Source organism: Mycobacterium sp. E1747, from assembly GCF_001667775.1.
GTDB lineage: Bacteria > Actinomycetota > Actinomycetes > Mycobacteriales > Mycobacteriaceae > Mycobacterium.
This window is the reverse complement of record NZ_LZJI01000146.1, coordinates 1-24,817: the sequence shown is the minus strand read 5'-3', so window position 1 is coordinate 24,817 and position 24,817 is coordinate 1. Positions and strand designations below refer to the sequence as shown.

Sequence of the window (24,817 nt, the reverse complement as noted above, 5' to 3'; positions counted from 1 at the left end):
CACACCGGCTACCGCGACGATTCTTCTTAGCTGCTCTGCCAGACTGAACGCCTGGGCCGCGCCGGTGCCGATATGAACGAGCGGCTTTCCCTGGGCGTTTCGATCGTTTCTGGGTGGCATTGTCGCTGAGTTGAGGTTCTGGTTACCGTGCGTCACCGGAATTGGAATGCGGCGAGGGCGTTCGCGCCACCGTTTTGGGTGGCCTATGCCTCGTCGCTGATGTCTGGGTTTTTGACGACGCTGATCCGGTCGCGGCGGATGGCGGTCTCGATGCGGCTTTGGATGTCGCTGAGTGCGGCGACGATTTCGCCGCGTACGTGGAGTAGTTCTTTGACTTGGGCTTCGGTACGTTCGGTGATCAGTCGCGAATCACGTTCGGCGGTGGCGATTAGGCCGGCGGCCCGAAGGCGTGCGTCTGTTTCGAGATTGGCGATCTGCGTTTCAGCCTGCTCCCAGGCAGCCTTGATCTGTTGATCCACCCGATGTTGTGTCTCGCGTCGGCGGCGTTCGTCGTCCTCGGCCAACCGCAGCTGCGCCTCGCGGCGACGGCGCTCGGCTTCCTCGGCTTCCTCGGCGATCCGGACGCATTCGTTACGAGCGGCCTGGAGCAGTTCTTCGGCCTCTGCCTTGGCTTCGGTGAGGACCTGGTCGCGACGGGCCGAGGTGGAAGCCTGCAGCTCGGCCAGTGCGGCGCTAGCCGCAGCGCGATCCTGTCGGGCAGCCTCGAGCTCGTCGCGCAGTTTTTCGGTCAGCGTCTCGGCTTCTTCGCGGGCCATCGCCTTGGTGCGTCGGGCTTCGTCGGAGGCCACCCGCATCATCCGCGCGATGCGGTCAGACATTCCCTCGACCGAATCGATCGGGCCGGACAGCCGAGTGATATCACTGCGCAGCTGAGCGTTCTCGGTGGAGACCCGGTCGCGATCGGCTTTGGCGTCGGCAAGTTCGCGCTGGAGTTCGTGCAGACGTTCCTCGAGCGACTCGATGTCAGTGTGAGTCTGTTGGAGGTAGTCGGTCACTTGAGCGCGATCGACACCGCGCAGTTGGGTCTGAAAATTGGGGATTATCCGTGCCACCTGTATTTCTCCTGCTCTATCAACGGCCGCTGAGGCGAATTGGTGAAGGGTGTTCGTGGGCGTTTCAGTGGCCAGGGGCAGGCGGGCCGATCCGTCGTTCCCGCAAGGGAAATGCTGAGGCAGTCCAGCGATCTGCGGCCGACGACCATGGCCGCGGAAAGTATTCTGATATCCCGCCATCGATGGCAACCCCTTGGTCAAGGCTGCCGCTCCGAGAGCGAAAGCCTACGAGTGTTGCGCAGAGGATCCATGGCGGCGATACGGAGGTTTTCGCCGTAGCAGCGGCTACCGACGTGGTATCTCGGCGCTGCCGCCGCCGAAGGTGTGTCCGGTTTGGTTGTGCTGTAGGCATTTCGAGTTACCCAATGCTGCGATGGATCTCAGTGGCAGCATGCGCACCGTAACTCGGAGGCAGCTGCAAGGAGTCCGAAGCCAAATGGACGGGCGGGACGCGATCGGTCCCGACGAAAGAGCCCTCCAGCTGATTGAATTTGTCGTAGAAGTGCGTGAGCTGGGTAGCGATATGGGCCCGGACCTGCCTGAGTTCATCCAACTTCGCCTCTGCGACTGCCAACTGGCGGTCGATGTCGCGTTGCGCCCGGGCCAACATCTGCTCGGCGGTGTCTTTAGCCTCGCTGATAATCTCAGCGGCCTCTTGGTGCGCCTGTTCGCGAAGCCTGGCAATGTCAGCCCGCACCTCGCTACCTTGTGCCTCAAGATCAACTCGCAGTGTGGTTGCCGAATCAAGCTCGAGCTGCGCCTCGGTGAGGATTTTGCTGGCGCGCTCTTCAGCCTCCACTCGCGCAGCGTTGGCGAACTGTTGTGCCTCAGCGCGAATGTCATTTGCCTCGGCGGTTGCGGCGTTAAGGATTCTGGAGAGCTGAGCGCTGAGCCCCGCGACATCGGAAGGGATTGCCCCGGCGAGCTCGTTGAAACGTGCCGAAGTCGATTCCAACTCCGCCTGTGACCTACTCAGGTGTTCGCTGAGCGCCACGATCCGCGATTCGCTCCGCCGGGCTAGGGCCCGCAAATCACTGGACTGCTGATGATGCTTCTCAACCTGGTACGTCAAACGTTCCGCCGCAAGGTTCTTTCGCAGTTCACGGGCCCGCTCGTCCGGGTCCACGTCACTCGCGCCCACAAGGCGTAATGATATTTGCGCAATTAGCTGGGCTTATCAGTGAGGAGCTGAGACTTTTTTCACCTGTCCAAGACCCAGCAGATATGATATTGACGGTCGCGTAAGCGACGGTCACCTAGCCGAAGGCAGGGCGTTGGCGGTCGGGTGAGTCGGGATGCGAACTTTGCGCGAATGATTGCCGCAGGCCGCAGGATTGGGTCTCGGCCGACCTTCTCAAAAGGTCGTCGGATAATTTCGCCTGCCGAGTGGATGATGGCAACTGTGGGGACGAAATCGTGCGCCCAGAGCCTGGCCGCGTTGACGGGTCAGCGTGCCCCTTAAGCGCGTCGACGAGCTCGAGCCCGGAGACCGGATCCGCATGAGGGTCGGGCACGCGACCGTCGTCGCCACCGAACCTCTTGAGGATGACCAGACCCTGCTCACGTTCCTCTACGGGACGAAGAGGCGCGCCGACAACGCCGTCACCGTGGACGTCCTCGACGATGACGAGTGGGGTTGGTAGGACCAGGCCGTTACTGCGTGGCCACGAACGAGAAACTCCCGGTGGAAATCAGGTCCGGGTCGACGACGCAGCGGGTGCCGTCGACGTTTGCCTGCCCCGACACCACCTTGGCCGCCGCAGCGGCACCGGCGGCGTTGCGGGTGGGACCCCAGCCGCCGACCAGACCGTGACCGTTGTCCGAGAGGGCAACGCAGCCGCCCCGACCCTCGGCAAGAACGTGGCAGTCCGTTGCGCCGTGCTTCTCGGCGCAATGACTGATCGCGTACGACTCCACGTCGGCCAGGCTGGCGTGACTGCCGCCGACCGTGACGTCGACGGCGTGGGTGGAGTCCGACCCCGCGATCACGATGAAGCCGCCCTGGGCCTGTGCCGGTGCGGCCAGTCCGACAGCACAAACGGCGAGGATCACCGCGGGTACAAGAGGTTTGAACACACGCTTCCTTTCACATCGTGTTCCGGCAGACGGAAGGCCGTACTCCTACGGTGCTGGGTCGACGGCGGATGTGCGTAGTCATTTACAAGGCCTTGACACGCGCGTAGCAAATCTTCACAGTTCGGGTCGGCGGCCTGTGCGATGCACGTCAGCGCCGGTCACCGATGGTTCCGCTGGTGCTTTGCTATGGCGCATCTCGGCCGCAACCGAGGAGGACGCCGGGTGAACGCCCCCGTCGCCAAGGACGGGTCGATCGCATCGCCGTCGGCTGAACGCCAAGCGGGGGCTAGCCGTGATGAGGCGGTTGCTCGTCGCGAAGCCGGCCCTCGTCGGACGCCGCGCGCATCTGCTCCTCGTCGCCGAACCTCTCCAATTCCTCGGGCGTGAGGCGCACCGGGCGGGGCTTCGGTGCGGCCGGCGGTCGGTGTGGGGGTTCGGTGGGCACGAGGCGATTATCCGCGCCCCGGCCTACTACTGAAAAGCGGGAAGAATAGTGCCGGAATCGCGAATCTCCCAGATGCTGGCTTTTGTGATGCCGTCGAAGTTGATCCTGTTCAACGTTGCTCGCGAATACGTGAGGTCGATGGCGACGTGAGTTGCGGTGTTGCCGTACGGGTCGGTCATCGGAAAGGTGCCCTGCACGTTCACCGCCGCCGCGTCGGGATAGGTTGCCCTCGCGTACCTGAGGATGTCGATGGTGTCCGTCCGGGCGCCGTCCTTGATCATCTGCTCGGTGTAGTTGTCGCGGATGGCGAATCGCGCGTCGACCACGTCGCCGTCCGGGCCCGGGGTGGTGGCGAAGGTGACCCCCTCGGGCTTCTTGGGACCGGCCGATGTTGACGGCGCGGCCGTGGTCGATTCCGGCGGTCCCGCCGTGGCCGAGCTGCTAACAGGGGGCGCTTGGCCGTCCTTCTTCTGGTCGAAAACCCAGCTTTTGCCCACGATGACGAGGAGGACCAGGACGCCCAGCGCCGCCAGGGCCAGCGCCGCCTTTCCGGGCGTATCCTTCTTCGGCGGTTCGGTGGAGAACGCCCACTCGGTGGTCCAGTTGGCGCCGTCGAAGTACCGTTGCAGCCCGTGGCCTACCCCCGCGGGATCGGGGTACCAGCCGGGCGCCGATTTAGGCGGCGGCGGCGCCTGTTCAGATGGCATCTATCCATTTTCGTCGTGGCGGAGACATCTCGGCTACCCGCAATGCTGACCTTTGGAAACGGACCCGTTTCCTAAGCTGCCGTGCTCGCATACTCTCAGTCCTTGCGGTCGGGCTCGGTGAGCTCCGGCGCATTCTCACGGGTCGCCATCCCACCCTCGCGGCCGTGGTCCGCGGGACCTGGAGGGTCGCCCTTGGGCTCGTCGTCGTCCTTCTTCGAATGCTTGCCCATCGCAACTCCCTTCATCGACCAAAGGACTACCCACGCCGCGCGCCCGCGACGCGATGTGAATTCGAGATGGCCCCGGCGTGACGGTCCGGCGTTCGAACGCGTCGATGTGCCCGGTTCGCGCTATGAATCTAGGAGTGAGCAACCACCACGTGAACCTGACCCGGCAAGAAACCTCGTTGATCGGTGAGAGTCATCCCGAGGCTCTCACGCGCATGGACGAGAAGTCGCTGAAGGACTTGCAGAGCCGGCTCAGGCAAGCGCGCGAGAAGAACTTCAGCTTGTTGCGACGCCACGGTGCGGCTCGCGTGGAGGCCGAAGGCGCCCGCGGCGGCGCCCAGCCCGCCAACGAGAAGCGCGGCGAAAAGGTGGAGATCTTCGACGCGGCGCTGGCCCGGGTGAGCGAGCGCCTGGATGCCATCGGCGGCGCCAGCTAGGCGGCAGCCGCGCTCCTTGCGAAGTCCTTCGGAAACCCTTGGCGCGTTACCGCGCTTTGCGGAGATCGGCGAGCGAGTACCTCAGCCCTCCGTCCAGCCGGATCTGCACCGCCGCCACCGCGACCATCACCGCTGCGGTCACCAGGTGCACCACCGCATCGGTGACGTTGTTGGGGAAGGTGAAGACGAAGGCGACCTGGTGCGAAAAGAACGCCCAAATGCCCGGCAGCGCACCGGCTATCGCGGCAATCAGCAGATAGAGCACGGCCCACGACTTGCGGATCGCGAAGACCAGGCCCGGGGCGAACAGCGCGAGACCGGCGACGGCGTGCCAGCCGTTGTAATCCATGCCGAGCAGTTGGACTGTCGGCGCGGCGGGCCCCGTGGCGAAGCTGGGATTGATGACGAGGCCGGCCACCGCCTGGATGACATGAAACACGCAGATGACCAGCAGCCCGATCTGGGCGAAACTCCACCTCACGCTGCACCTCCTTGTGCACGGCGGGATAGCCTGAATACTACGCGCGGTAGTAGAAGGTGACAACGGGCGCTGCCGCAATGGCTATGTGGTGCTGTGCCGTTCGATCCATTGGGTCATCGCGTCGTCGAGCGCGGTCGCGACGTCCACACCGGCACCGTCGGCGGCCTGCTCGAACCGCTCGACCAGCTCGGTGCGGACGGAGGCGCCCAACTTGGTACGCGGTGGTTTTGGTTTCGGCGGCAGCGCTACCGGCACGTGTCGCGCCACCGACGCGTCGATGATTTCGCGAAGTGCCGGTATCTCGTCGAGCACTCTGGCGAGATCGTCGCGCTCGATCCGCAGCACCTCGGCCGGCCCCAATGTCGTGACGGTCGCCGAACGCAGCCTCCCGCGGTGCAGCGCCGATTCGCCGATTACCTCGCCCGCCCCCAGCACGGCGATGCGGTCCCGGCCGGCGTACACGCCCACCTCGCCGCTGAGCAGGATGTAGCAGGAGTCCGACGGCGTCTGCTCGTGAATCAGCGGCAACGGCGCTGACGTCGAAGTGCGGTGAGCCGCTCGGGCGAGCCGCTGCAGTTCGGCATCCGAGAAGTTCGCGAAGGTGGCGTACTGCCGTAACCGACGGGCGTCTTCCTCATATTGCTTGTCATCGGCCTTCACCGCGGACTCCTGACGTGCGATGTGACGCTATATCGAGGAGCGTAACGCTGACATGCGGCGCAACTCTAGATCCGGCCCCGCCGGCAACAGGTACGCAGTCAGTTCCGCCCCGGAAGCCTCATCACCGCGCGCACAACAGGAACCAGCGATTTTTGCCACAGGGTGCTCGGAATGCCAAGGGGCGGATCGAGATTGAACACGCGGGCGGTCGCGATCGTCTGGGATTCGGTGTACTTCAGCAGGCCCTCGGGACCGTGCCGGCGGCCCACCCCGGACTGACCCATTCCGCCCATCGGTGCGCTGAGGCTGCCCCAGGCGAAGGCGTAACCCTCGTTGACGTTCACGGTCCCCGAGCGCAACCGCGCGGCGATCTGCTGGCCCTCCGCGGAGGAGCCGGCGAACACGCTGGCGTTGAGCCCGTACTCGGTGTCGTTGGCCTTCTCGACCGCCTCGTCGACGTCGGCGACCGGGTAGATCGACACCACCGGCCCAAACGTCTCGTTGGCTGCGCACTCCATCTCGGGTGTGACGTCGGTCAGCACCGTCGGCTCATAGAACAGCGGCCCGATATCGGGTCGAGCCTTTCCGCCGGCAATCACCTTGGCGCCCTTGGCCTTCGCGTCATCGACGTGGTCCGTCACGGTGTCCAGCTGACCCCCGGAGATCAGGCTCCCCATGTCCACCGAGAAGTCATACGCGGTGCCCAATTTCATGCTCTGCACCGCGGCGCCGAACTTGCCGACGAATTCGTCGGCGACGTCCTTCTCGACATAGATCCGCTCGATGGAGATGCACAGCTGGCCCGCGTTGGAAAAGCACGCGCGGGTGGCCGCCTTGGCGGCCTTGTCGAGGTTGGCCCCGCGCGTGACGATCATCGCGTTCTTGCCGCCGAGCTCGGCGGAGAAGCCGATCAGCCGGCGGCCGGCGTGCTCGGCGAGCTGCCTGCCGGTCGCTGTCGAACCGGTGAACATCAGGTAGTCGCAGTTGTCGATGATCGCCGTGCCGACCACCGAACCCGGCCCGGGGACGATCGCGTAGAGCGCCCGCGGCAGGCCGGCCCGATAGAGGAGTTCGGCACACGCCAGGGCGCAGTACGGGGTCTGGCTGTCCGGCTTGAGCACCACCGCGTTACCCGCCAGCAGGGCGGGCACCGAATCTGACGCCGTCAGCGTCATGGGGTAGTTCCACGGGGAAATGACCCCGACCACGCCCTTGGGCTGGTAACAGACCGTGGTCTTGCCGATGCCCGGGAGCAGCGACTGCACCGTGCGGGGCTTCAACAGGTCGGCGGAGACGCGCACGTAGTAGTTCGCGTTCGCCATCAGGTCGACGATTTCCTCCTGCGCAGCCCAGCGGGCCTTGCCGGCCTCGGCCTGCAGCAGGTCCATCAAGAACTCGCGGTTCTCCACTACCAGGTCGCGATAGCGGCTGATGACCTCGACGCGCTCTGTGACCGGACGGGCCGCCCACTCGATCTGGGCCGCGCGCGCTTCGGCGAACGCCGCTTGGACGTCCTCGGCCGTGCCGATCGGGATCGTGGTCAGGGGTTTGCCGGTGAAGACCTCGTCGATCGTCTTCGTCGGGCGCGCGGCGAGATCTTTGATCGCGGCCAGCTGCCGCAAACGGTCGAACACCTCGGCTGACGGTGCGGGCATATCGGTACCTCCCCAATGAGCACGGCGGCCACCGCCAGCCTAACCGCGTCGAGCGCGGGGGAGAGCGGCGTCGTCGAGCGCCGCCCCGCAACGGCCGTCACATCCGCCCGTACGCGAGCGCCATGACGAGAAAGAGCACCGCGAACAGCAGAAACATCATCGCAATTGGATCGATGAGCTCGAACAGCATGCGATCACCACCGCCTCGCGCCGGGCACTAGTTGGTGCTCGCCAGGTAGGCCCCGTACGGCACCGCGTCCAGCAGCGTGACGCTGAGCGCGACGCCACTGGGCAGCACGTAGGTGCGCCGCTCATCGGGGCGTGCGCCCGCGATCGCCGAGCCGAGCGGGGAATCAGTCGAGTAAACCTCCACGTGGCCGTACTCGGCGCCGCGGGCACCCAGCAGGAAGGTCTCGACGTCGCCGGTGTCGTCGTAGCGCACCGTCAAGACCATGCCGGGTTCGGCGATTCCGTCGTCGGGGGGATCCTCGCCGACGACGGCGTGGATCAAGAGGTCCTGAATCCGTTGCATCCTCAGCCGCCAAGCGCGCTGGACGGCGGCGGCGTTCTCATCGGCTTCATCGGAATCCGCGGGGCCGGCACATAATTCGCGCAGGGTGCTCAGTTCTTGCTGAAGCCGCTCATAGGCCTGCGGCGTCAGCCATGCGGGTTGCACGCTGGTCATGTTCGTTTCCTTTCCTCATGCGCCGGCGGGGGCCAACGGTCGCCGGCGGCAATCGTTGCGCGCCCGGTGATTTCGTGATGGTCCGTGGTACGGAGCCGCCTTGAGCAGTGTCACGAGCCGGCCCGTGTCGTGGGGGATCGCGTAGATGCGTTGCTCGCCGGGGCGAGCGCCGGCGATGCACCGGCCCAGCGGCGAGGCCATCGAATACACGTCGATGTCGGTGCCCTCGGCGCCCCGCCGGCCGAGCAGCAGCGTTTCGGTTTCACCGGTGGCGTCGTAGCGAATGGTCAGCACCATGCCCGGGCCCGCGGTCCTTTCGCTCGCCGGATCGTCACGCACGGCGGCGGTGGCCAACAGGTCCTCGATCTCGCGGATGCGTGCCTGCCGCGCCGCGGGGCGCACGCCGCTGCTTCCGCCGTAATCCATGGCGTCGTCGGGGACTTCGATGCTGCGCTGGGCGCGCAGCGCGGTGAGTTCGTCCTGCAGGCGGCGGCGGTGCTGGGGCGTGATATAGACGGGGGTGCAACTGGTCATCTCTGGAATTTCCTTTCTCGAGTCGGGGTGTCGTCAGGGGCGGGCCGTTATGTGGCAGCCGTCCCTGACGACGCGAAGCCCGCAGTGGGCAGGTCTTGATGGAGGGCCGCGTATCCCAGATATGATGCGCTCCAATAAATCTCACCCGAGGCTCAACTCCATGGTGGCTCGCGCGGCGGCCGGGCCGCTTGCCCCAATCGGACAAGGCCGGTGGAGGCTTTTGTCCCGGGCCGACAAGACGGTCGTCGTGGCACGCACGCCCGGAGAACCTCAATCCCCGTGCGGGGATTGAGGTGGTTGCGGCGCTTAGCTCACCGTGGCCCGATAAACCGTTCGAAGTCGTGTTGCCATCTGGCGTAACGGATTCGGTCGAGGGCATAACGAGCGCCGGCGAAGCAGGCCGCGACGGGCAGGGTCACAGCGAACCAGATCGCCACGGCGATCGCGACCGCCGCGTCCGCCGGTGACATCTTCGGCCGGGTGACCGGCGCGCCCATGCCGTCGACCCAAATATCCACTTGGTCACCGATTTTCACGGCAGGCGGTACGGCGATGCTCCCAGTTCGTTCGGTGCCGGCGAAATCCCATCGCGCGGGTGCGATGACCGTCCGGCTTTCGGGGTCGGTGCGAGGATGGCTGTCCCCGACGACCGTCGCGGTGACCGGGCGCCGCGTCTGGACCTGTTCGGTGTAGGCGCGGCTGCGATCCTCGTGAATCGCGGTCCCCACCGTGGCGGCGATCGGCACGGTGACCAGCGACACCGCGACGGCCAAGACCAACAGCAGCGCCTCCACCCGGTCGGTCGACCGGACCAGCGGGTGGCGCCGGAACAGCCGAGCGAGCAGCCCTCGCGGCAGGGGAACGGTAAACGTCTCCAGGCCGGGGTGATCGTGTCGCGGGGTGGTCATCGGATGTCCTCGTCGAATCGGTAGCGATCGGGCTGGTCACCTCGATCATGGCGCGGCCGGGCCCCTGGGGCTTGCGACGATCCGACAATCGGGTCCGGGCGCGTTGTCGGATCCCGACAGCGCTCGATCAATCGGCGTCGGTGGCCGCGAGTTCGATCATCATCGCCAGCCGCTTCCTGGCGTCGTCCAGAGGGAGGTTGCTGATCTCGGCCATCTTTCGGAGCCGGTAACGCACGGTGTTCTCGTGCACTCCGAGACGCTCACCGGCCTCGACCGGATCACCTTGGGCTTCCAACCACGCCCGCAGCGTGGCGAGGTAGTCGGTTCCGTGGGCACGGTCGTGCCGGCGCAGCTCGGCCACCGGTCCACGGGCCGGGGACCGGCCGGCCAGCGCCGCGGTGCGCAACCGCTGCAGCAGGATGTCATCCCACGACTCGTCGTAGGCGGGAGGCGCGGACGTCGGGGACGCCTCGTGCAGCGCCAGACATTCGTCTGCCTCCTGCCGCGCGGCGGCGAGTTCAGCGACGTCGGCTACGCCGCTGATGCCGGCCAACACGGTCACTGCGTCGGGCAGCGCCGCTGCCAGGGCTGTCACCCAATGGCGGGCCGCGGTGACCTGGTCGCCGGGGAGCAGCGTGTAGATCGTGTTGCCCGCCAAGGCGCTGCGGCCCGGCCGTGACCAACCGAAGCCGGTGGTGGCGCGCTCGAACGCCAACAACAGGGCGGCGTCGCGCTCGGAGCCCGCCGACGCCTGCAACGCGATCACCCGCAAACCGCTCTGGGGCAGGCCGAGCCTGCTCGCCGACGTGGCCGAATCGGCGCTGCCCTCCAGCAGCCGGATCACCAGTTCGGATTCGACCTGACGCTCCAGGTCGGCGCTGGCCTGGGACCGCAGCACGTGCAGGGCCACCGTGTGCGCGCCCGCAGCCAAGGCGTCGCGTGCGGGCTCGTCCAGCGGCTCGGAACACGCCACCCACACCGACCCCATCAGTTCTCGACCGGAGCGCACCGCCACCACCATGCGACCGGTCAACCCGTATTGTGGCTCGCCCTCGACGAAGAGTGGCTCCTCGGCAACCGCCAGATGCGCGAGCACGCCGCGAGATTCGAACAGTGCCCGCAACCGCTCCGGCGTCTGCCGGCCCAGAATCGTCTCTACCCGGGCCGGGTCGGGGTCTTGCTGCAGCTGTGAATACGCGAGCACGCGCAGCAGCTCGTCGTGGATGACCACGGCGCTGCCGATTGCATCCGCCAGGCTGTCGGCCAGCGCGAACAGATCGGTCGGGCCGCGACCGGCCGCGGTTTCGCGGCCCTCGAGCACCAGCCCGTAGATGACCGCGGCCAGCTCACTCCACGACAGCGTCTCGTCGACCAGCATCACCGCCCCAAGCCCGGCGTCCTCGCCGAACGTCATCGGCTGCCCATGATCGCGCGTCAACACCACCACCGCATGTGCCGACCGGGCCCACTGAACCGCTTCGCCCAGCGATCCGGCGCCGATTGCCAGCAGCACATCGCCGACGACGGACCGCTCGCCCGACACCTCATGGATGACCACGCTGCGCAGCTCGGTGGAGCGAGGCACCGACGACCAACCCAGCCGGACACCGTAGCCACCCAGCACATTGACCAAGCGGTCCAAAGTGATCACGAGCGCTCCCAACGCCGCCGATGAATCAGACGCTGATGCCTTTGTATCGCCCCGCGGTCGAAAACCGGGTGCGATTGGTCACCCGCTCGCGTCTTGGCCTGCCGCGCGCCACCGCAAATCGGAGCCCAACGAGGTTCGGTCCAGCTCGCTCACAGAATGTGCAAGCCCTGGGCCAGCTGTGAGACGCCGACCACCGTGAAGACGGTCACCAGAATCTGCCGGTGATAGGCGCGCACCCAATCGTGCAGCTGCCGCAGCACGGCCTGGGTCCTCGCCGGCGCGGTCACGTATCCCACCAGGATCATCTCGACGACGGAATACATCAGCAGGACGAACGCGATCGAGGCGCTGACCTGCGTGGCGACTGCGGCCCTCGAGGCGACGATGATCGCCAGAATGAACAGCACCCCGTCGATCGGCACCGACGCCAGCCCGATCACCCACGCGATCCACAACGAGCCCCGCTCCCACGCGCGGTGGGCGCGGTGGAGCAACCGCCGGGTCGCGGACCGCTGCTCCGCGGGGACATCCCGCGCGCGGCTCAGGAATCGCGGCACCGCGATCGGCGCCGCCGCAGTGGCCGGCTCGTCGCTCGGAACGCGAGCCTGCGCGCGCTGACGCGTCAAGAACCGCACGACCATCACGGCGGCGATCGACAGCCCGAGGACGCCGAGCCCGATCTGGATGTGCGCAAGTGTGGAGCTGGTGGCCTTCGTGGTCTCGCCGTGGCCGAACGAACCGAACGCCGATGTGAAATTGAGCAACATCAGCGGCGCGAGAAGTTCGGGCACACAGACCGTGAGGCCGCCGACCCAGTAGGCGAGCAGGTTCGGCGCGGGCCGCGGTCGCGAGATCATCAGGAGGGCCAGGCCGAGGCGCACGGGGTTCAAGGCCGCCAGAATTCCCAACCCCAGCACCGACCCCCACATTGGCGCATTCTTACCCGCGGCCGACGAACTCTAAACCCGACTCACGGGATCGTCACCCGCGGCAGGGATCGGAGCGGCCAGCCGATGAAGCTCGGTCCGCGTTGCGAATCTCTTATGTACGAATGAAATTCACAGGTTTGACTCTTATGCTGTCGGGTACACCGCGAGCCGTGGAGTACGACTTTCATTGTCGTAGTGCCAGCTTGCAGATGGTTCGTTGGTGCGCGAACGGACCGGCCCCTGCAACGGCCGATATGGTTTCGTGGGCTACCGTTGGCATTGCGGACGGCTTTGTGACTCGGGCAGGGGAACCGACTGGGGCCCGAGACGCAGCCACGACGGTCATATCACGACGGGGACTTCCGCGAAGTCCACGGGCGCTGGCACGGTGCGGGTGGTCGGACCGCCGCACTGGTCGAAACTAACGGCCAATCCTGAAGCGCGGCATCGGTTTCGGTGCTGCATGCAGTAGTTCCGCAGATTCAGCTCGGTCCCAGGAGGTTGTCCGTTGCGGCTCAATCCATTCGACGACGAATCCGGCAAATTTATCGTTTTGGTCAATAACGAGGAACAGCACAGCCTCTGGCCGGTCCTCGGCGATGTCCCCGCGGGATGGCGGGTGGCCTACGGCGAAGCCGAACGGGCCGCGTGCCTGGACTACATCGAACAAAACTGGCCCGATATCAGCCCTAAACCGCTGCGCGAGAGGCTGTCCGCTCTCGGTTTGTGATGTATAGACCGTCTAGGTATGAATGAGTCGGGAAGGGTTTTGGGGGGAATTAGTGGAACGCAGTGACGGGGCACTACCGCTGACGCGCGCGCAGCTGGATATCTGGCTCGCGCAGCAAACGGGCCACTTCGATGTCGCGTGGCAACTGGGCGTGCTCGTGCGAATCGAGGGCACGGTCGACCGCGGTCTGCTCGAGCAGGCAATGCGGCACGTGGTGGGGGAGGCCGAGAGCCTACGGGCCCGCTTCTTCGAGACGGACGGACAAGTCTTTCAGCGGGTGATCGAAAACCCGGACGTCGAGCTTGCCTTCTACGACGTGAGCGGGTTCCCCGACCCTGAGCGCGAGGCCCGCGAGCGGGCGTCGGCGATCCAGCGCACGCCGATGCCCCTCACCGGCTCGATGATGAACTTCTACCTGTTCCAAACTGCGCCCGACGAGCAGTTCTGGTTCACTTGCTGTCATCACATCGCCATCGACGGCTTGGGCATCGCGCTCATCGGCCGGCGCATCGCGGCGGTTTACTCCGCTCTCGCCTCCGGCACCGCCGTATCGCCCGCCTTCTTCGGCACCGTGCGCGATTTGGTCGACGGCGAGTCGGAGTACGCCGAATCCGCCGATTACACTGCCGACGAGGCTTATTGGGCCGAGCACCTGCCTTCGGCGTCGGAGCCGGACTATCGGCTGACCCAGCTCGTCAGCGAGCGGGACCCGTATGCCCCGTCTCCGCCGGTGCAATTGGACTCGTCGGTGATCCGCGCGATCAAACAATTGTCCAAGGCGTTGGGCGTCCGTCGGTCGTCGATCCTCACCGCCGCCTGCGCACTCCTGGTGCGGGGAGTTCGTGCCGACAATTCCGACGAGGTGGTGCTCGACTTCCCCGTCAGCCGGCGGCTGGATCCAAAGTCGAAGACACACCCGGGCATGCTCGCCGGAGTGGTGCCGCTGGTTTTGGACGCGCCGGCGCAAGCCACCGTCGCCGATTTTCTTCGGCAGACCGACGCGCGTTCGCGAGAGGCGTTGCGGCACCAGCGGTTCCCGGTGCACATGCTTGGCGGCGACGGCGGTTTCCGTGGCGCTCCGCAGGCGTCCAACCGGGTCGTCGTGAACTTTGTTCCGGCCAGGATGACCCTCAGCCTCGCCGGGGTCCCGGCGACCGCGACGTACACGACTTTCGGTCCGGTGGGCCACTTCGGGCTGTTCTTCCTCGGCTTCGGGGATCAGCAATTCCTGAGCACGGTGGGCGTCGGACAGCCCTTCTCGAACTTTGACGTCACGGACTTGGCGGGCCGGCTGCAGCGGATGCTTGCGGCGATGGCGCAAGATCCGACGAGGTCGTTGTCGTCGGTGGATGTGCTCGATGAGGGCGAGCGGGCGCGGTTGGATGTGGTTGGTAATCGGGCGGTTTTGAGTGCGCCGGTGTCGGGGTCGGTGTCGGTGCCCGCGATGTTTGCCGCGCAGGTGGCCCGCGCGCCGGAGGCGGTGGCGGTCTCGGGTACCGGGGTGTCGGTGTCGTATCGGGAGTTGGATGCGGCGTCGAACCGGTTGGCGCGTTATTTGGTGAGTCGCGGTGTGGGTCCGGGACGGACTGTGGGGCTGTTGTTTTCGCGGTCGGCCGAGGCGATCGCGGCGATGTTGGCGGTGCTCAAGACCGGGGCGGCGTATGTGCCGATCGACGCGGGATCGCCGGATTCGCGGATCGGGTTCCTGCTCGGTGACGCCGCACCGGTGGCGGTGCTCACAACGGCGGAGTCGGCCGGGCGGCTCGGTGCTCATGGTGTGGAGGTCGTCGACGTCGCTGATCGGCGCATCGATGGGCTGTCGGATGCGGGGTTGCCTTATCCCGATGCTGAGGGGATGGCGTATGTGATTTACACGTCGGGCACTACGGGTGTGCCTAAAGGTGTTGGGGTGATGCATCGTAGCGTGACTGAGTTGATCGGCTCGCTGGATGCGGGGTTGCCGGTGCCGGGGGTGTGGTCGCATGCGCATTCGCTGGCGTTCGACGTGTCGGTGTGGGAGATCTTCGCCCCGCTGTTGCGTGGTGGGCGGGTGGTGGTGATCGATGAGGACACCGCGCGTTCTCCCGAGGACTTGCACGCGGTGGTTGTCGGCGAGGGTGTGAGCGTGTTGACCCAGACGCCGTCGGCGATTGCGATGCTGGACCCGGCCGGTTTGGATGGTGTGGCGGTGGTGTTGGCCGGGGAGGCTTGCCCGCCCGACGTGGTGGATCGCTGGGCGCCGGGTCGGGTGTTGGTCAATGCCTACGGGCCGACCGAGACCACGATGTGTGTGGCGATCAGCGCCCCGCTGCAGGCCGGTTCGGGGTCACCGTCGATCGGGTCGCCGGTGGCGGGGGCGGCGTTGTTCGTGCTCGACGGCTGGTTGCGGCCGGTGCCCGAGGGGGTGGTTGGTGAGTTGTATGTGGCCGGGCACGGGGTGGCCACCGGGTATGTGGGTCGCGCGGGGCTGACCGGTGCGCGGTTTGTGGCGTGTCCGTTCGGTGCCCCGGGGTTGCGGATGTATCGGACCGGGGATTTGGCGTGCTGGAACCGCGACGGGGACCTGCACTACGTGGGCCGCGTCGATGAGCAGGTCAAGGTCCGCGGCTATCGTATCGAGCTCGGTGAAATCCAGACGGCGTTAAGCGGTTTGGCTGGTGTTGGGCAGGCGGTGGTGATCGCCCGCGAGGACCGTTCGGGCGATAAGCGGCTGGTCGGTTATGTCACGGGTGCGGCGGATCCGGCCGCGTTGCGCGCCCAGCTTTCCCAGCGGTTGCCGGGGTTCATGGTGCCCGCGGCGATCGTGGGCCTCGAGGCCTTGCCGTTGACGGCCAACGGCAAGCTGGACACCCGCGCGCTGCCGGCCCCCGAATACACCGCCGGGCATTACCGCGCCCCGGGCAACCCGACCGAAGAGATCCTGGCCACCATCTTCGCCGAGGTCCTGGGCCTCGACCGCGTCGGCACCGACGACTCCTTCTTCGAACTCGGCGGCGACAGCATATTGGCGCTGCAGGTGGTCTCGCGAGCGCGGGCCGCGGGCCTGACCTGCCGGCCGCGGGACGTCTTCGTCGAGCAGACCGTCACCCGCCTGGCCGCCGTGGCCGGGGTCGCCGACGGCGAAACCGCCGTGGCCGACGAGGGTCTCGGAGCGGTGCTCGCCACCCCGATCATGCGGTGGCTGCACGAGATCGACGGGCCGACCGACGAGTTCAACCAGACGACGGTGCTGCAGGCACCCGCCGGGGCGATCGAGGCCGACGTGGCGACGGCGCTGCAGGCCGTGCTCGACCGGCACGCGATGCTGCGGCTCCGCCTCGAGGGCGACGGCGACGGCGGGTGGTCCCTATGGGCGCGCGACGCGGGGTCGGTCGACGCGACCGTGTGCCTGCAGTCGGTGGACGTGCTCTCCGATCAGGCGCTGGTGGAGGCGCGGTCGCGGCTGAACCCCGCCACCGGGGCGATGCTGAGCGCGGTCTGGGTCGCTTCCACCGGCCAGCTGGCGTTAGTCGTCCACCACCTGGCCATCGATGGGGTGTCGTGGCGAATCCTGTTGGAAGACTTGAATATCGCCTTCACCCAGCAACGCGGCGGACAGCCGGTCGCCCTACCGGCGGGCGGCACGTCATACGCCCGGTGGGCAACGCTGCTTCACGAGCACGCCCGCCGCCCGGAGGTCGTCGAACAGTCCGGCGCCTGGAGGCGGATCGCGGCCACACCGTCCGCCTTGCCCGCGGCGCGTGCCGGGGTCGACACCTACGCCACCGCCGGACGCCTGTCGACGTCGCTGAACGTCGAGGACACCCGCACGCTGCTCGGGGAGGCGCCGGCGGCGTTTCACGCCGGCGTGCAAGACATTCTGTTGATCGCGTTCGGATTGGCGTGCGCGGAGTTCTTGGGCCCCAACCTTTCTGCCCGCGGCCCGGTCGCCATCGACGTCGAGGGCCACGGCCGCCACGAGGAACTCGCACCCGATGTGGACCTTTCGCGCACCGTCGGCTGGTTCACCACCAAATACCCGGTCTCGCTCACGGTCGACGGACCGGCCTGGGCTCAAGTGCGGGCCGGCGACCCGGCACTGGGAACCGCGATCAAGGACGCCAAGGAACAGCTCCGCGCCGTTCCGCACCCGCTGACGTACGGCGTGCTGCGCTACCTCAACAGCGACGTCGAGCTGGACGGCGCCGACCCGACGATCGGGTTCAACTACCTCGGTCGCCTCATCGCGGGAACCGAACTCTCCGATGACCTGTGGCGGCTGCACCCCGAAAGCCTGTCCCTGACCCGTGCCGCCGCGGCGACCCCAATGCCGTTGGCGCACACCGTCGAACTCAACGCCGGCACCGTCGACACCGACACCGGTCCGCAGCTGCACGCCGATTGGACCTGGGCGCCATCGGCGCTGGACCGAGAGCAGATCGGCCGGCTGAGTCAACTGTGGTTCGACGCGTTGTCCGGCATCTGCGCGCACGTGCGGGCCGGCGGCGGCGGGCTGACGCCATCGGACATCGCGCCGGCCCGGCTGAGTCAACCGCAAATCGACGAGCTGGACCGGCGATACGACCTCGCCGATATCCTGCCGCTGACCCCCCTGCAACAGGGCCTGCTGTTTCACTCCAGCACCGCGCACGGCAGCGGCGACATGTACGCCGTGCAGCTGGATTTCACGCTCACCGGCCCCCTCGACCCCGACCGCCTGCACGACGCGGTGCGCACGGTGATCAGCCGTCATCCGCACCTGGCCGCCCGGTTCTACGAACGGTTCGACGAGCCGGTGCAGATCATCCCGGCCAATCCCGTTGTGGCGTGGCAGTTTGTCGAGCTCGGCGCCGACGAGCAGATCGAGCGGCTGTGCGCGGACGAACGCGCCGCGGTCGGCGACCTGGCCGACCAGCCGCCGTTGCGGGTGGCGTTGATCCGCACCGGGGAAAACCGGCACCGGCTGGTGCTGACCAACCACCACATCGTGCTCGACGGGTGGTCGCTACCGATCCTGCTGCGTGAGATCTTCACCAGCTACTACGGCGGACGGCTGCCCGCGGCCGCGCCCTATCGCAGCTTCGTCACCTGGCTGGCCGACCGGGACCTCGATGCCGCCCGCGACGCCTGGGCACAGACGCTCGCCGACCTCGAGACGCCGACACTCGTCGGCCCCAGGGACCGGTTGGGGCAGGGGCGGCGCGGCACCCAATCGTTCAGCGTGCCCGAGGAAACCACGCGAGCCCTCACCGAACTGGCACGCTCCTGCCACACCACCGTCAGCACCGTCCTGCAGGGCGCCTACGCTCTGCTGCTGACCTCGCTGACCGGTCAGCACGACGTCGTGTTCGGCACCCCGCGATCTCGGGTGGGCCAGCTCGAAGTGGCCGGTGCCGAATCGATGGTCGGGCTGCTGATCAATACGGTGCCGGTGCGGGCGAACATCGGCGCGACCACCACCACCGCGGACCTGCTGCGGCAACTGCAGGACGACCATAACGACACACTCGATCATCAACACCTGGCGCTTCGTGACATTCACCGCGCCACCGGCCACGAGCAACTGTTCGACACCCTGTTCGTCTACGAGAACTACCCGATCGGTGACGGCATGCAGCTGGGCCCCGACGGGTTGGCCATCGCCGAGTTCACCAACCGGGAGTACAACCACTACCCGTTGACGATTGAGGCGCTCCCGGGGCCCGAGCTCGGCCTCCACGTCGAGTTCGACGCGGACGTGTTCGACACCGCGAGCATCAGGGCGCTCGTCGAACGGTTCCGGCGGGTGCTGGCGGCGATGACCTCCGATCCGACCCGGCGCCTGTCGTCGGTCGACCTGCTGGACCGCGCCGAGCGCGACCTGGTGCTGTCGCGGTTGTCCGGTGCCGGTGTGGCCGCACCAGTCGGAGTGGCGCCACAGCTGCTTGCGGCCGCCGTAGCCGCCGACCCCGATGCGACCGCGGTGGTCGACGGCACCAGGACGCTGTCCTATCGCGAGCTCGACGAGTGGTCAACTCGGTTGGCCCGCAAGCTGGTTGAGACGGGGGTGGGACCGGAGCGCGCCGTGGGCGTGGCGATGGATCGCTGCGCGGAGTTGGTGGTCGCCTGGTGGGCCGTGGTCAAGGCCGGCGGCGTCCACGCGCCGGTGGATCTGGACCATCCCGTCGAGCGGGTCGCCACGGTGCTGGACGCCGCGGGCGCGGTGTGTGTGTTGGCCTGCGGTCCCGACGACGTGGCGGGGGCCGGCGCACGCCCGCTGGTCCGGATCGACGGTCTCGAGCTCTCGGGGTACTCCGCGGAGGCCATCGCCGACACCGAGCGACTCGCGCCGCTGACGGCGGCCAACACCGCGTACGTGATCTTCACGTCGGGTTCCACCGGCACGCCCAAGGGAGTGGTGGTCAGCCACGCGGGCCTGCTGGGTTGGGCTGCGGCAGAACGCGATGTGCATGGGTTGCACCCGGACACGCGGCTGCTGATGGTGGCCTCGCCGACGTTCGACGCGTCCGTCGGCGAAATGGTGATGGCCGCCGGCTCGGGAGCGGCGCTGGTGGTGGCGCCGCCGGGGGTCTATGCCGGGGAGCCGCTCACCGCGCTGCTGGAAAGCCAGCGGGTCAGCGCGGCGTTCCTGACCCCCACGGTGCTGGCCTCGCTGGACCCGGCCCGGCTGGACGGGTTCGACACGCTGATGGTCGGTGGCGAGGCCTGCCCGCCGGAGCTGGTGGCCGCCTGGGCGCCCGGCCGGCGCATGTTCAACGTCTACGGCCCCACCGAGAGCACGATCTGGGTGACCTCCAGCGCCCCGCTGGCGTCGGGCGAACCGATTCGGATCGGCGCTCCGATCCCGGGCGTGTCCGCACTCGTGCTCGACGCCTGGCTGAACCCGGCGCCGGTCGGGGTGGTGGGGGAGCTGTACCTGATCGGGCCCGCGCTGGCGCACGGCTATGTGGGCCGGGTGGACCTGACCGCGGAACGGTTCGTGGCCAATCCCTTTGGCGCACCCGGGTCACGGATGTACCGCACCGGTGACCTGGCCCGCTGGACGGACGACGGAGCCCTGGACTATCTCGGCCGCGCCGACACCCAGATTAAGCTTCGCGGGCAGCGCATCGAATTGGGCGAAATCGAAAACACCCTGCTGGTCTGCCCGCAGGTGCTCCAGGCGGCCGTCACCGTGCAGGACAGCGCCACCGGCTCGCAGCTGGTGGCCTATGTCACCCTCGATCACACCACCACGGCCGACGACGACGCCGAAAACGTCGAAGAATGGCAACACCTCTACGACGATTTGTACGGCGCCGACGGCGAGTCCGGTTTCGGCATGGATTTCCGAGGCTGGAACAGCAGCTACACCGGCGACCCGATCCCGCTCGACGAGATGGTCGAATGGCGTGCCGCCACCGTGGACCGGATCATGGCGCTGCGGCCGCGGCGAGTGCTCGAGATCGGCGCGGGCTCGGGCTTGCTGTTGTCGCAAATCGCCCCGCACTGCGATCAGTATGTCGCCACCGACTTTTCGGCGGCGGCGATCGACAACCTGGAACGCTCGCTGGAGCAACTTCAGCTCCCGTGGCGCGACCGCGTCCAGCTGTTGACCCAGCCGGCCCACGTCGCGGACGGGCTGCCGCGGGGCACTTTCGACACGATCATCCTCAACTCCGTCGTCCAGTACTTCCCCAACGCGGGATACCTGGCCGACGTCATCGACACCGCGATGGGATTGTTGGCGCCGGGCGGCGCGGTGTTCATCGGTGACATCCGTAACCACGCCCTGCAGGGCGCATTCCAGACCGGAATCGCGTTGACCCGGACCGACGCCGGCGCCGCGGATGCCGCCGAGATCCGGCAGCGCGTCCGTCACGCGATGCTCGGTGAGACCGAATTGCTCTTGGCGCCCGAGTTTTTCACGACCTGGGTAAGCAGCGACGAGTCGGCGGCCGGGCTGGACATCCGGGTCAAGCGCGGGCTGGCCGACAACGAACTGAACCGGTACCGCTACGACGTCACCATCCACAAGGGCCCCGTCTCCCTACGTTCGGTGGCCACCGCACCCGTCTGGTCGTGGGGGCAATGCGCAGACTTAGACGGGCTGCACGACAAGTTGATGTCCCAGCGTCCCGCCGAGGTCCGCGTCACCGACATCCCGCACGTGGGGGTGATCGCCGACGTCCGTATCGAATCCGCCCTCGCCGCGGGCGTTCCCGTGCCCGACGCGCTGGCCCAGGCCGGCGCGATCACCGGCGCCGCCGCCGCGGAGGAATTGCATCGCCTCGGTGGGGTCGCCGGATATCACGTCGCGGTGACCTGGGGCACCCAATCCGGCACGCTCAGTGCGGTTTTCACCGAATCCGACGGTCGGTTGACCGACGTCTACCTACCGCCCGCCAGGGCCCGGCAACGCACCAGCTACGCCAACGACCCGCACGCCAACACCAAGATCGCCGCGGTGCGCCAGCGGATCAGCGCGTGGCTGCCCGATTACATGGTGCCGTCGCACATCGTGGCGCTCGAGGAGTTCCCGCTGACCTCCTCGGGCAAGCTCGACCGCAAGGCGCTGCCCGAACCCGACTACCAGGACGCCGATCGTTATCGCGCCCCGGCCAACGCGGTCGAGGAGATCTTGGTCGGCATCTTCGCTCAAGTCCTGGGTCTGGAGCGGGTCGGGGTGGACGACTCCTTCTTCGACCTGGGCGGCGACTCGCTGTCGGCGATGCGCCTGATCGCCGCGGTCAACGCCAGCGTGAATTCCGACCTCGGGGTGCGCGCCGTGTTCGACGCCCCCACCGTCGCCGAGTTGGCGCGCCTCACCGGTGGGGATTCCGCCCGGCTGGAGCCGCTGGTGGCGGGTGAGCGGCCCGCGCAGGTCCCATTGTCGTTCGCGCAGAGCCGGTTGTGGTTCATCGACCAGTTCCAGGGGCCCTCACCCATTTACAATGTCGCCGTCGCGTTGCGGCTGCGCGGGCGGGTCGACGCGGACGCGCTGGGCGCGGCCCTGGCCGATATCGTCGGCCGCCACGAGAGCCTGCGAACGCTGTTCGCGGTCCACGACGGGACACCACACCAGGTGGTGCTCCCCGCCGAACGGGCCCAATTGGGATGGAAGGTCGTCGATGCCCGGGGGTGGCCCGAGGGCCGGCTGCGCGAGGGAACGGACGCCGTCGCGGGCTACGCATTCGACCTGGCCAACGAAATACCGCTACGCGCCGAACTTTTCACCACCGCCGATGACGACCACGTGCTGGTGGTCGTGGTGCACCACATCGCCGCCGATGGGTGGTCGATCGCCCCGATGGCGCGCGATCTGGGCGTCGCTTACGCGGCGCGGTGCGCGGGGCAGGCCCCGGAATGGGCGCCGCTGTCGGTGCAATATGTCGATTACACGCTATGGCAGCGTGCGCAATTCGGCGACCTGGACGACAGCCAGAGCCGGATCGCCGCGCAGCTGGACTTCTGGCAAGAGGCGCTGGCGGGGATGCCCGAACGGCTGCAGCTGCCCACGGATCGGCCTTACCCGCCGGTGGCCGACCATCGGGGCGCCCGGCTGGCGGTGGACTGGCCGACGGATGTCCAGCAGCGGATTCGCCGGGTAGCGCGCGAGCACAACGCGACCAGCTTCATGGTGATTCAAGCCGCCTTCGCCGCGCTGCTGTCGAAGATCAGCGCGAGCGACGATGTGGCGGTGGGGTTCCCGATCGCCGGGCGCCGTGATCCCGCGCTCGACGAGCTGGTGGGCTTCTTCGTCAACACGTTGGTGCTGCGGGTCGACCTGGCCGGTGATCCCACCTTTGCCGAACTGCTGGCGCAGGTGCGACGGCGCAGCCTGGCCGCGTTCGAGCACCAGGACGTGCCGTTCGAGTTCTTGGTGGATCGGCTCAATCCCACCCGGAGCCTGGCCCATCATCCGTTGATCCAGGTGTTGTTGGGCTGGGAGAATTTCCCGGGCTACGACAGCAACCCCACCGCCACGCTGGCCCTCGGCGACGTGCGTGCGACGCCGATGACGGTCGAAACACACACGGCGCGAATGGATTTGACGTTCTCGCTGTCCGATCGCTGGACCGAGGCCGGCCAGCACGCGGGGATCGGTGTGACGGCGGAATACCGCACCGACGTTTTCGATGCGGACACCGTCGTGGCGTTGATCGAGCGGCTGCACCGGCTGCTGGTGGCGGTCACCGCCGACCCGGGGCGGCGCCTGTCGTCGGTCGACCTGCTGGATCCGGGCGAGCGCGCCCGGCTGGAGAGGTGGGGCAACAGGGGAGTGCTGAGCGAGCCGGCGACTTCGGTGTCGGTTCCGGAGTTGTTCGCCGCGCAGGCGGTCCGCACCCCCGACGCGGTGGCCCTGGTCTGCGACGGCCGGTCCATGACATACCGGGAACTCGACGAGGCGGCCAACCGGTTGGCGCACTTGCTGATCCGGCACGGGGCGGGCCCGGGTGAGCGGGTGGCCCTGCTGTTCTCGCGTTCGGCCGACGCGATCGTGGCGATCCTGGCCGCGCTCAAATCCGGGGCGGCCTACCTGCCCATCGACCCGGCGCTGCCGGCGGCCCGGGTGGAGTTCATGCTCACCGACGCCGCGCCGGTCGCCGCGGTCACCACTGCGGCGCTGATCGACCGGTTGAGCGGGTTCGACCTGCCGGTCGTCGACGTCAGCGATCCCGCCTTGGACACCCAGCCCCGCACGGCGCCGCCGGCGCCCGCGCCCGACGACCTCGCGCACATCGTCTACACCTCCGGCACCACCGGCGTGCCGAAAGGCGTTGCGGTGACGCAATACAACGTCGCCCAGCTCTTCGACTCGCTGCGGATCGGCATCGAGCTGTCACCGGGGCAGGTCTGGACCCAGTTCCACTCCTACGCCTTCGACTTCTCGGTGTGGGAGATCTGGGGTGCGCTGCTGCACGGCGGGCGGCTGGTGGTGGTGCCCGAGTCGGTGGCCCGCTCACCGGAGGAATTCCACGCGCTCCTGGTCGCCGAGCGCGTCACTGTGCTCACCCAAACCCCGTCGGCCGTGGGGATGTTGCCGACGGACGGGCTGGACGCGACCGCGCTGGTGATCGGAGCGGAGCCCTGCCCGCCCGAGCTGGTGGATCGCTGGGCGCCAGGACGGGTGATGGTCAACGTCTACGGCCCGACCGAAACCACGATGTGGGCCTGCAAGAGCGCGCCGTTGGCGGCGGGCTCGGGCTTCCCCCCGATCGGGTCACCGGTGACGCGGGCGGCGTTCTTCGTGCTGGACGAGTGGCTGCAACCGGTCCCGGCGGGGGTGGTCGGGGAGCTGTATCTGGCCGGCGACGGTGTCGGTGTCGGGTATTGGCGCCGATCCGGGTTGACCGCGTCGCGCTTCATGGCCTGCCCGTTCGGCGCGCCGGGAACCCGCATGTACCGCACCGGCGACCTGGTGTGCTGGGGCGCCGACGGGCAGCTGCGCTACCTCGGCCGCGCCGACGAGCAGGTCAAGATCCGCGGCTATCGCATCGAGCTGGGCGAGATCCAGTCTGCGCTAGGCGCTTTGGACGGTGTCGAGCAGGCCGTGGTCGTCCCCCGTGAGGACCGCCCCGGGGATAAACGCCTGGTCGGGTACGTTACCGGGACGGTGGACGCGGGAAGCCGCTCGGCCAGCGCCGCGCGGGCGTTGCC

General features: G+C 67.6%; 18 protein-coding genes. 4 read left to right on the top strand and 14 right to left on the bottom strand.

Translation table 11 applies throughout. The features are described from left to right. Positions 1–203: 203 nt before the first annotated feature. Together A5695_RS14370 and A5695_RS14365 are read right to left on the bottom strand one after the other, a co-directional pair. Positions 204–1,016 carry a hypothetical protein gene (locus A5695_RS14370; protein ID WP_231974828.1) on the bottom strand — a complete coding sequence of 271 codons (813 nt, stop codon included), beginning with the start codon at positions 1,014–1,016 and terminating at the stop codon, positions 204–206. 415 nt (positions 1,017–1,431) lie between these two features. Continuing rightward, on the bottom strand, positions 1,432–2,214 hold the full coding sequence (locus A5695_RS14365) for a hypothetical protein (RefSeq protein WP_082946080.1): 783 nt from the start codon (positions 2,212–2,214) through the stop codon (positions 1,432–1,434). A 310-nt stretch (positions 2,215–2,524) separates the two neighbouring features. Between A5695_RS14365 and A5695_RS14360 the strand changes: the two genes are divergently transcribed. Beyond that, the gene (locus A5695_RS14360) at positions 2,525–2,716 is read left to right on the top strand and encodes a hypothetical protein (RefSeq protein WP_068082933.1); all 192 of its coding nucleotides are present in this window, start codon (positions 2,525–2,527) and stop codon (positions 2,714–2,716) included. 10 nt (positions 2,717–2,726) lie between these two features. On the opposite strand, the gene A5695_RS14355 is transcribed toward A5695_RS14360, so the two are convergent. From A5695_RS14355 to A5695_RS30035, 4 genes are all read right to left on the bottom strand, one after another. Further along, positions 2,727–3,149 carry a DUF4189 domain-containing protein gene (locus tag A5695_RS14355; RefSeq protein WP_068082930.1) on the bottom strand — a complete coding sequence of 141 codons (423 nt, stop codon included), beginning with the start codon at positions 3,147–3,149 and terminating at the stop codon, positions 2,727–2,729. A gap of 286 nt (positions 3,150–3,435) precedes the next feature. Continuing rightward, complete coding sequence (locus A5695_RS29080; protein WP_197515491.1) at positions 3,436–3,594, bottom strand: hypothetical protein; 159 nt, start codon at positions 3,592–3,594, stop codon at positions 3,436–3,438. Between the two features lie 26 nt (positions 3,595–3,620). Continuing rightward, the gene (locus tag A5695_RS14345; protein WP_068082920.1) at positions 3,621–4,301 is read right to left on the bottom strand and encodes a DUF2510 domain-containing protein; all 681 of its coding nucleotides are present in this window, start codon (positions 4,299–4,301) and stop codon (positions 3,621–3,623) included. Positions 4,302–4,396: 95 nt separating this feature from the next. Then, complete coding sequence (locus A5695_RS30035) at positions 4,397–4,531, bottom strand: hypothetical protein (protein WP_255398680.1); 135 nt, start codon at positions 4,529–4,531, stop codon at positions 4,397–4,399. Between the two features lie 149 nt (positions 4,532–4,680). Here A5695_RS30035 and A5695_RS14340 point away from each other — a divergent pair, with 149 nt between their 5' ends. Beyond that, positions 4,681–4,965, top strand: a complete 285-nt coding sequence (locus tag A5695_RS14340; RefSeq protein ID WP_231974827.1) for a hypothetical protein — start codon at positions 4,681–4,683, stop codon at positions 4,963–4,965. A 46-nt stretch (positions 4,966–5,011) separates the two neighbouring features. On the opposite strand, the gene A5695_RS14335 is transcribed toward A5695_RS14340, so the two are convergent. The 8 genes from A5695_RS14335 to A5695_RS14300 form a co-directional block, all read right to left on the bottom strand. Further along, complete coding sequence (locus tag A5695_RS14335; RefSeq protein WP_068082915.1) at positions 5,012–5,446, bottom strand: DUF4383 domain-containing protein; 435 nt, start codon at positions 5,444–5,446, stop codon at positions 5,012–5,014. A gap of 81 nt (positions 5,447–5,527) precedes the next feature. After that, positions 5,528–6,106, bottom strand: coding sequence for a cyclic nucleotide-binding domain-containing protein (locus tag A5695_RS14330; protein WP_068082912.1), 579 nt, complete (start codon positions 6,104–6,106; stop codon positions 5,528–5,530). Positions 6,107–6,204: 98 nt separating this feature from the next. Beyond that, positions 6,205–7,761 carry a succinic semialdehyde dehydrogenase gene (locus tag A5695_RS14325; RefSeq protein WP_068082910.1) on the bottom strand — a complete coding sequence of 519 codons (1,557 nt, stop codon included), beginning with the start codon at positions 7,759–7,761 and terminating at the stop codon, positions 6,205–6,207. A gap of 217 nt (positions 7,762–7,978) precedes the next feature. After that, the gene (locus A5695_RS14320) at positions 7,979–8,446 is read right to left on the bottom strand and encodes a GreA/GreB family elongation factor (protein WP_068082907.1); all 468 of its coding nucleotides are present in this window, start codon (positions 8,444–8,446) and stop codon (positions 7,979–7,981) included. A 15-nt stretch (positions 8,447–8,461) separates the two neighbouring features. Then, on the bottom strand, positions 8,462–8,980 hold the full coding sequence (locus A5695_RS14315) for a GreA/GreB family elongation factor (protein WP_068082904.1): 519 nt from the start codon (positions 8,978–8,980) through the stop codon (positions 8,462–8,464). 311 nt (positions 8,981–9,291) lie between these two features. Then, positions 9,292–9,888 (bottom strand): hypothetical protein, encoded by a 597-nt coding sequence (locus A5695_RS14310; RefSeq protein ID WP_068082900.1) that lies wholly within the window; start codon positions 9,886–9,888, stop codon positions 9,292–9,294. A gap of 127 nt (positions 9,889–10,015) precedes the next feature. Continuing rightward, a complete protein-coding gene (locus A5695_RS14305) occupies positions 10,016–11,539 on the bottom strand; it encodes a CdaR family transcriptional regulator (RefSeq protein ID WP_068082896.1) in 1,524 nt (507 codons plus the stop codon). Between the two features lie 149 nt (positions 11,540–11,688). Then, the gene (locus A5695_RS14300; RefSeq protein WP_068082893.1) at positions 11,689–12,468 is read right to left on the bottom strand and encodes a GAP family protein; all 780 of its coding nucleotides are present in this window, start codon (positions 12,466–12,468) and stop codon (positions 11,689–11,691) included. Positions 12,469–12,976: 508 nt separating this feature from the next. On the opposite strand from A5695_RS14300, the gene A5695_RS14295 reads away from it, so the two are divergent. After that, positions 12,977–13,198, top strand: a complete 222-nt coding sequence (locus tag A5695_RS14295; protein ID WP_068082891.1) for an MbtH family protein — start codon at positions 12,977–12,979, stop codon at positions 13,196–13,198. Between the two features lie 52 nt (positions 13,199–13,250). Next, on the top strand, positions 13,251–24,817 hold an 11,567-nt coding region (locus tag A5695_RS14290; protein ID WP_231974826.1), incomplete at its 3' end, for a non-ribosomal peptide synthetase.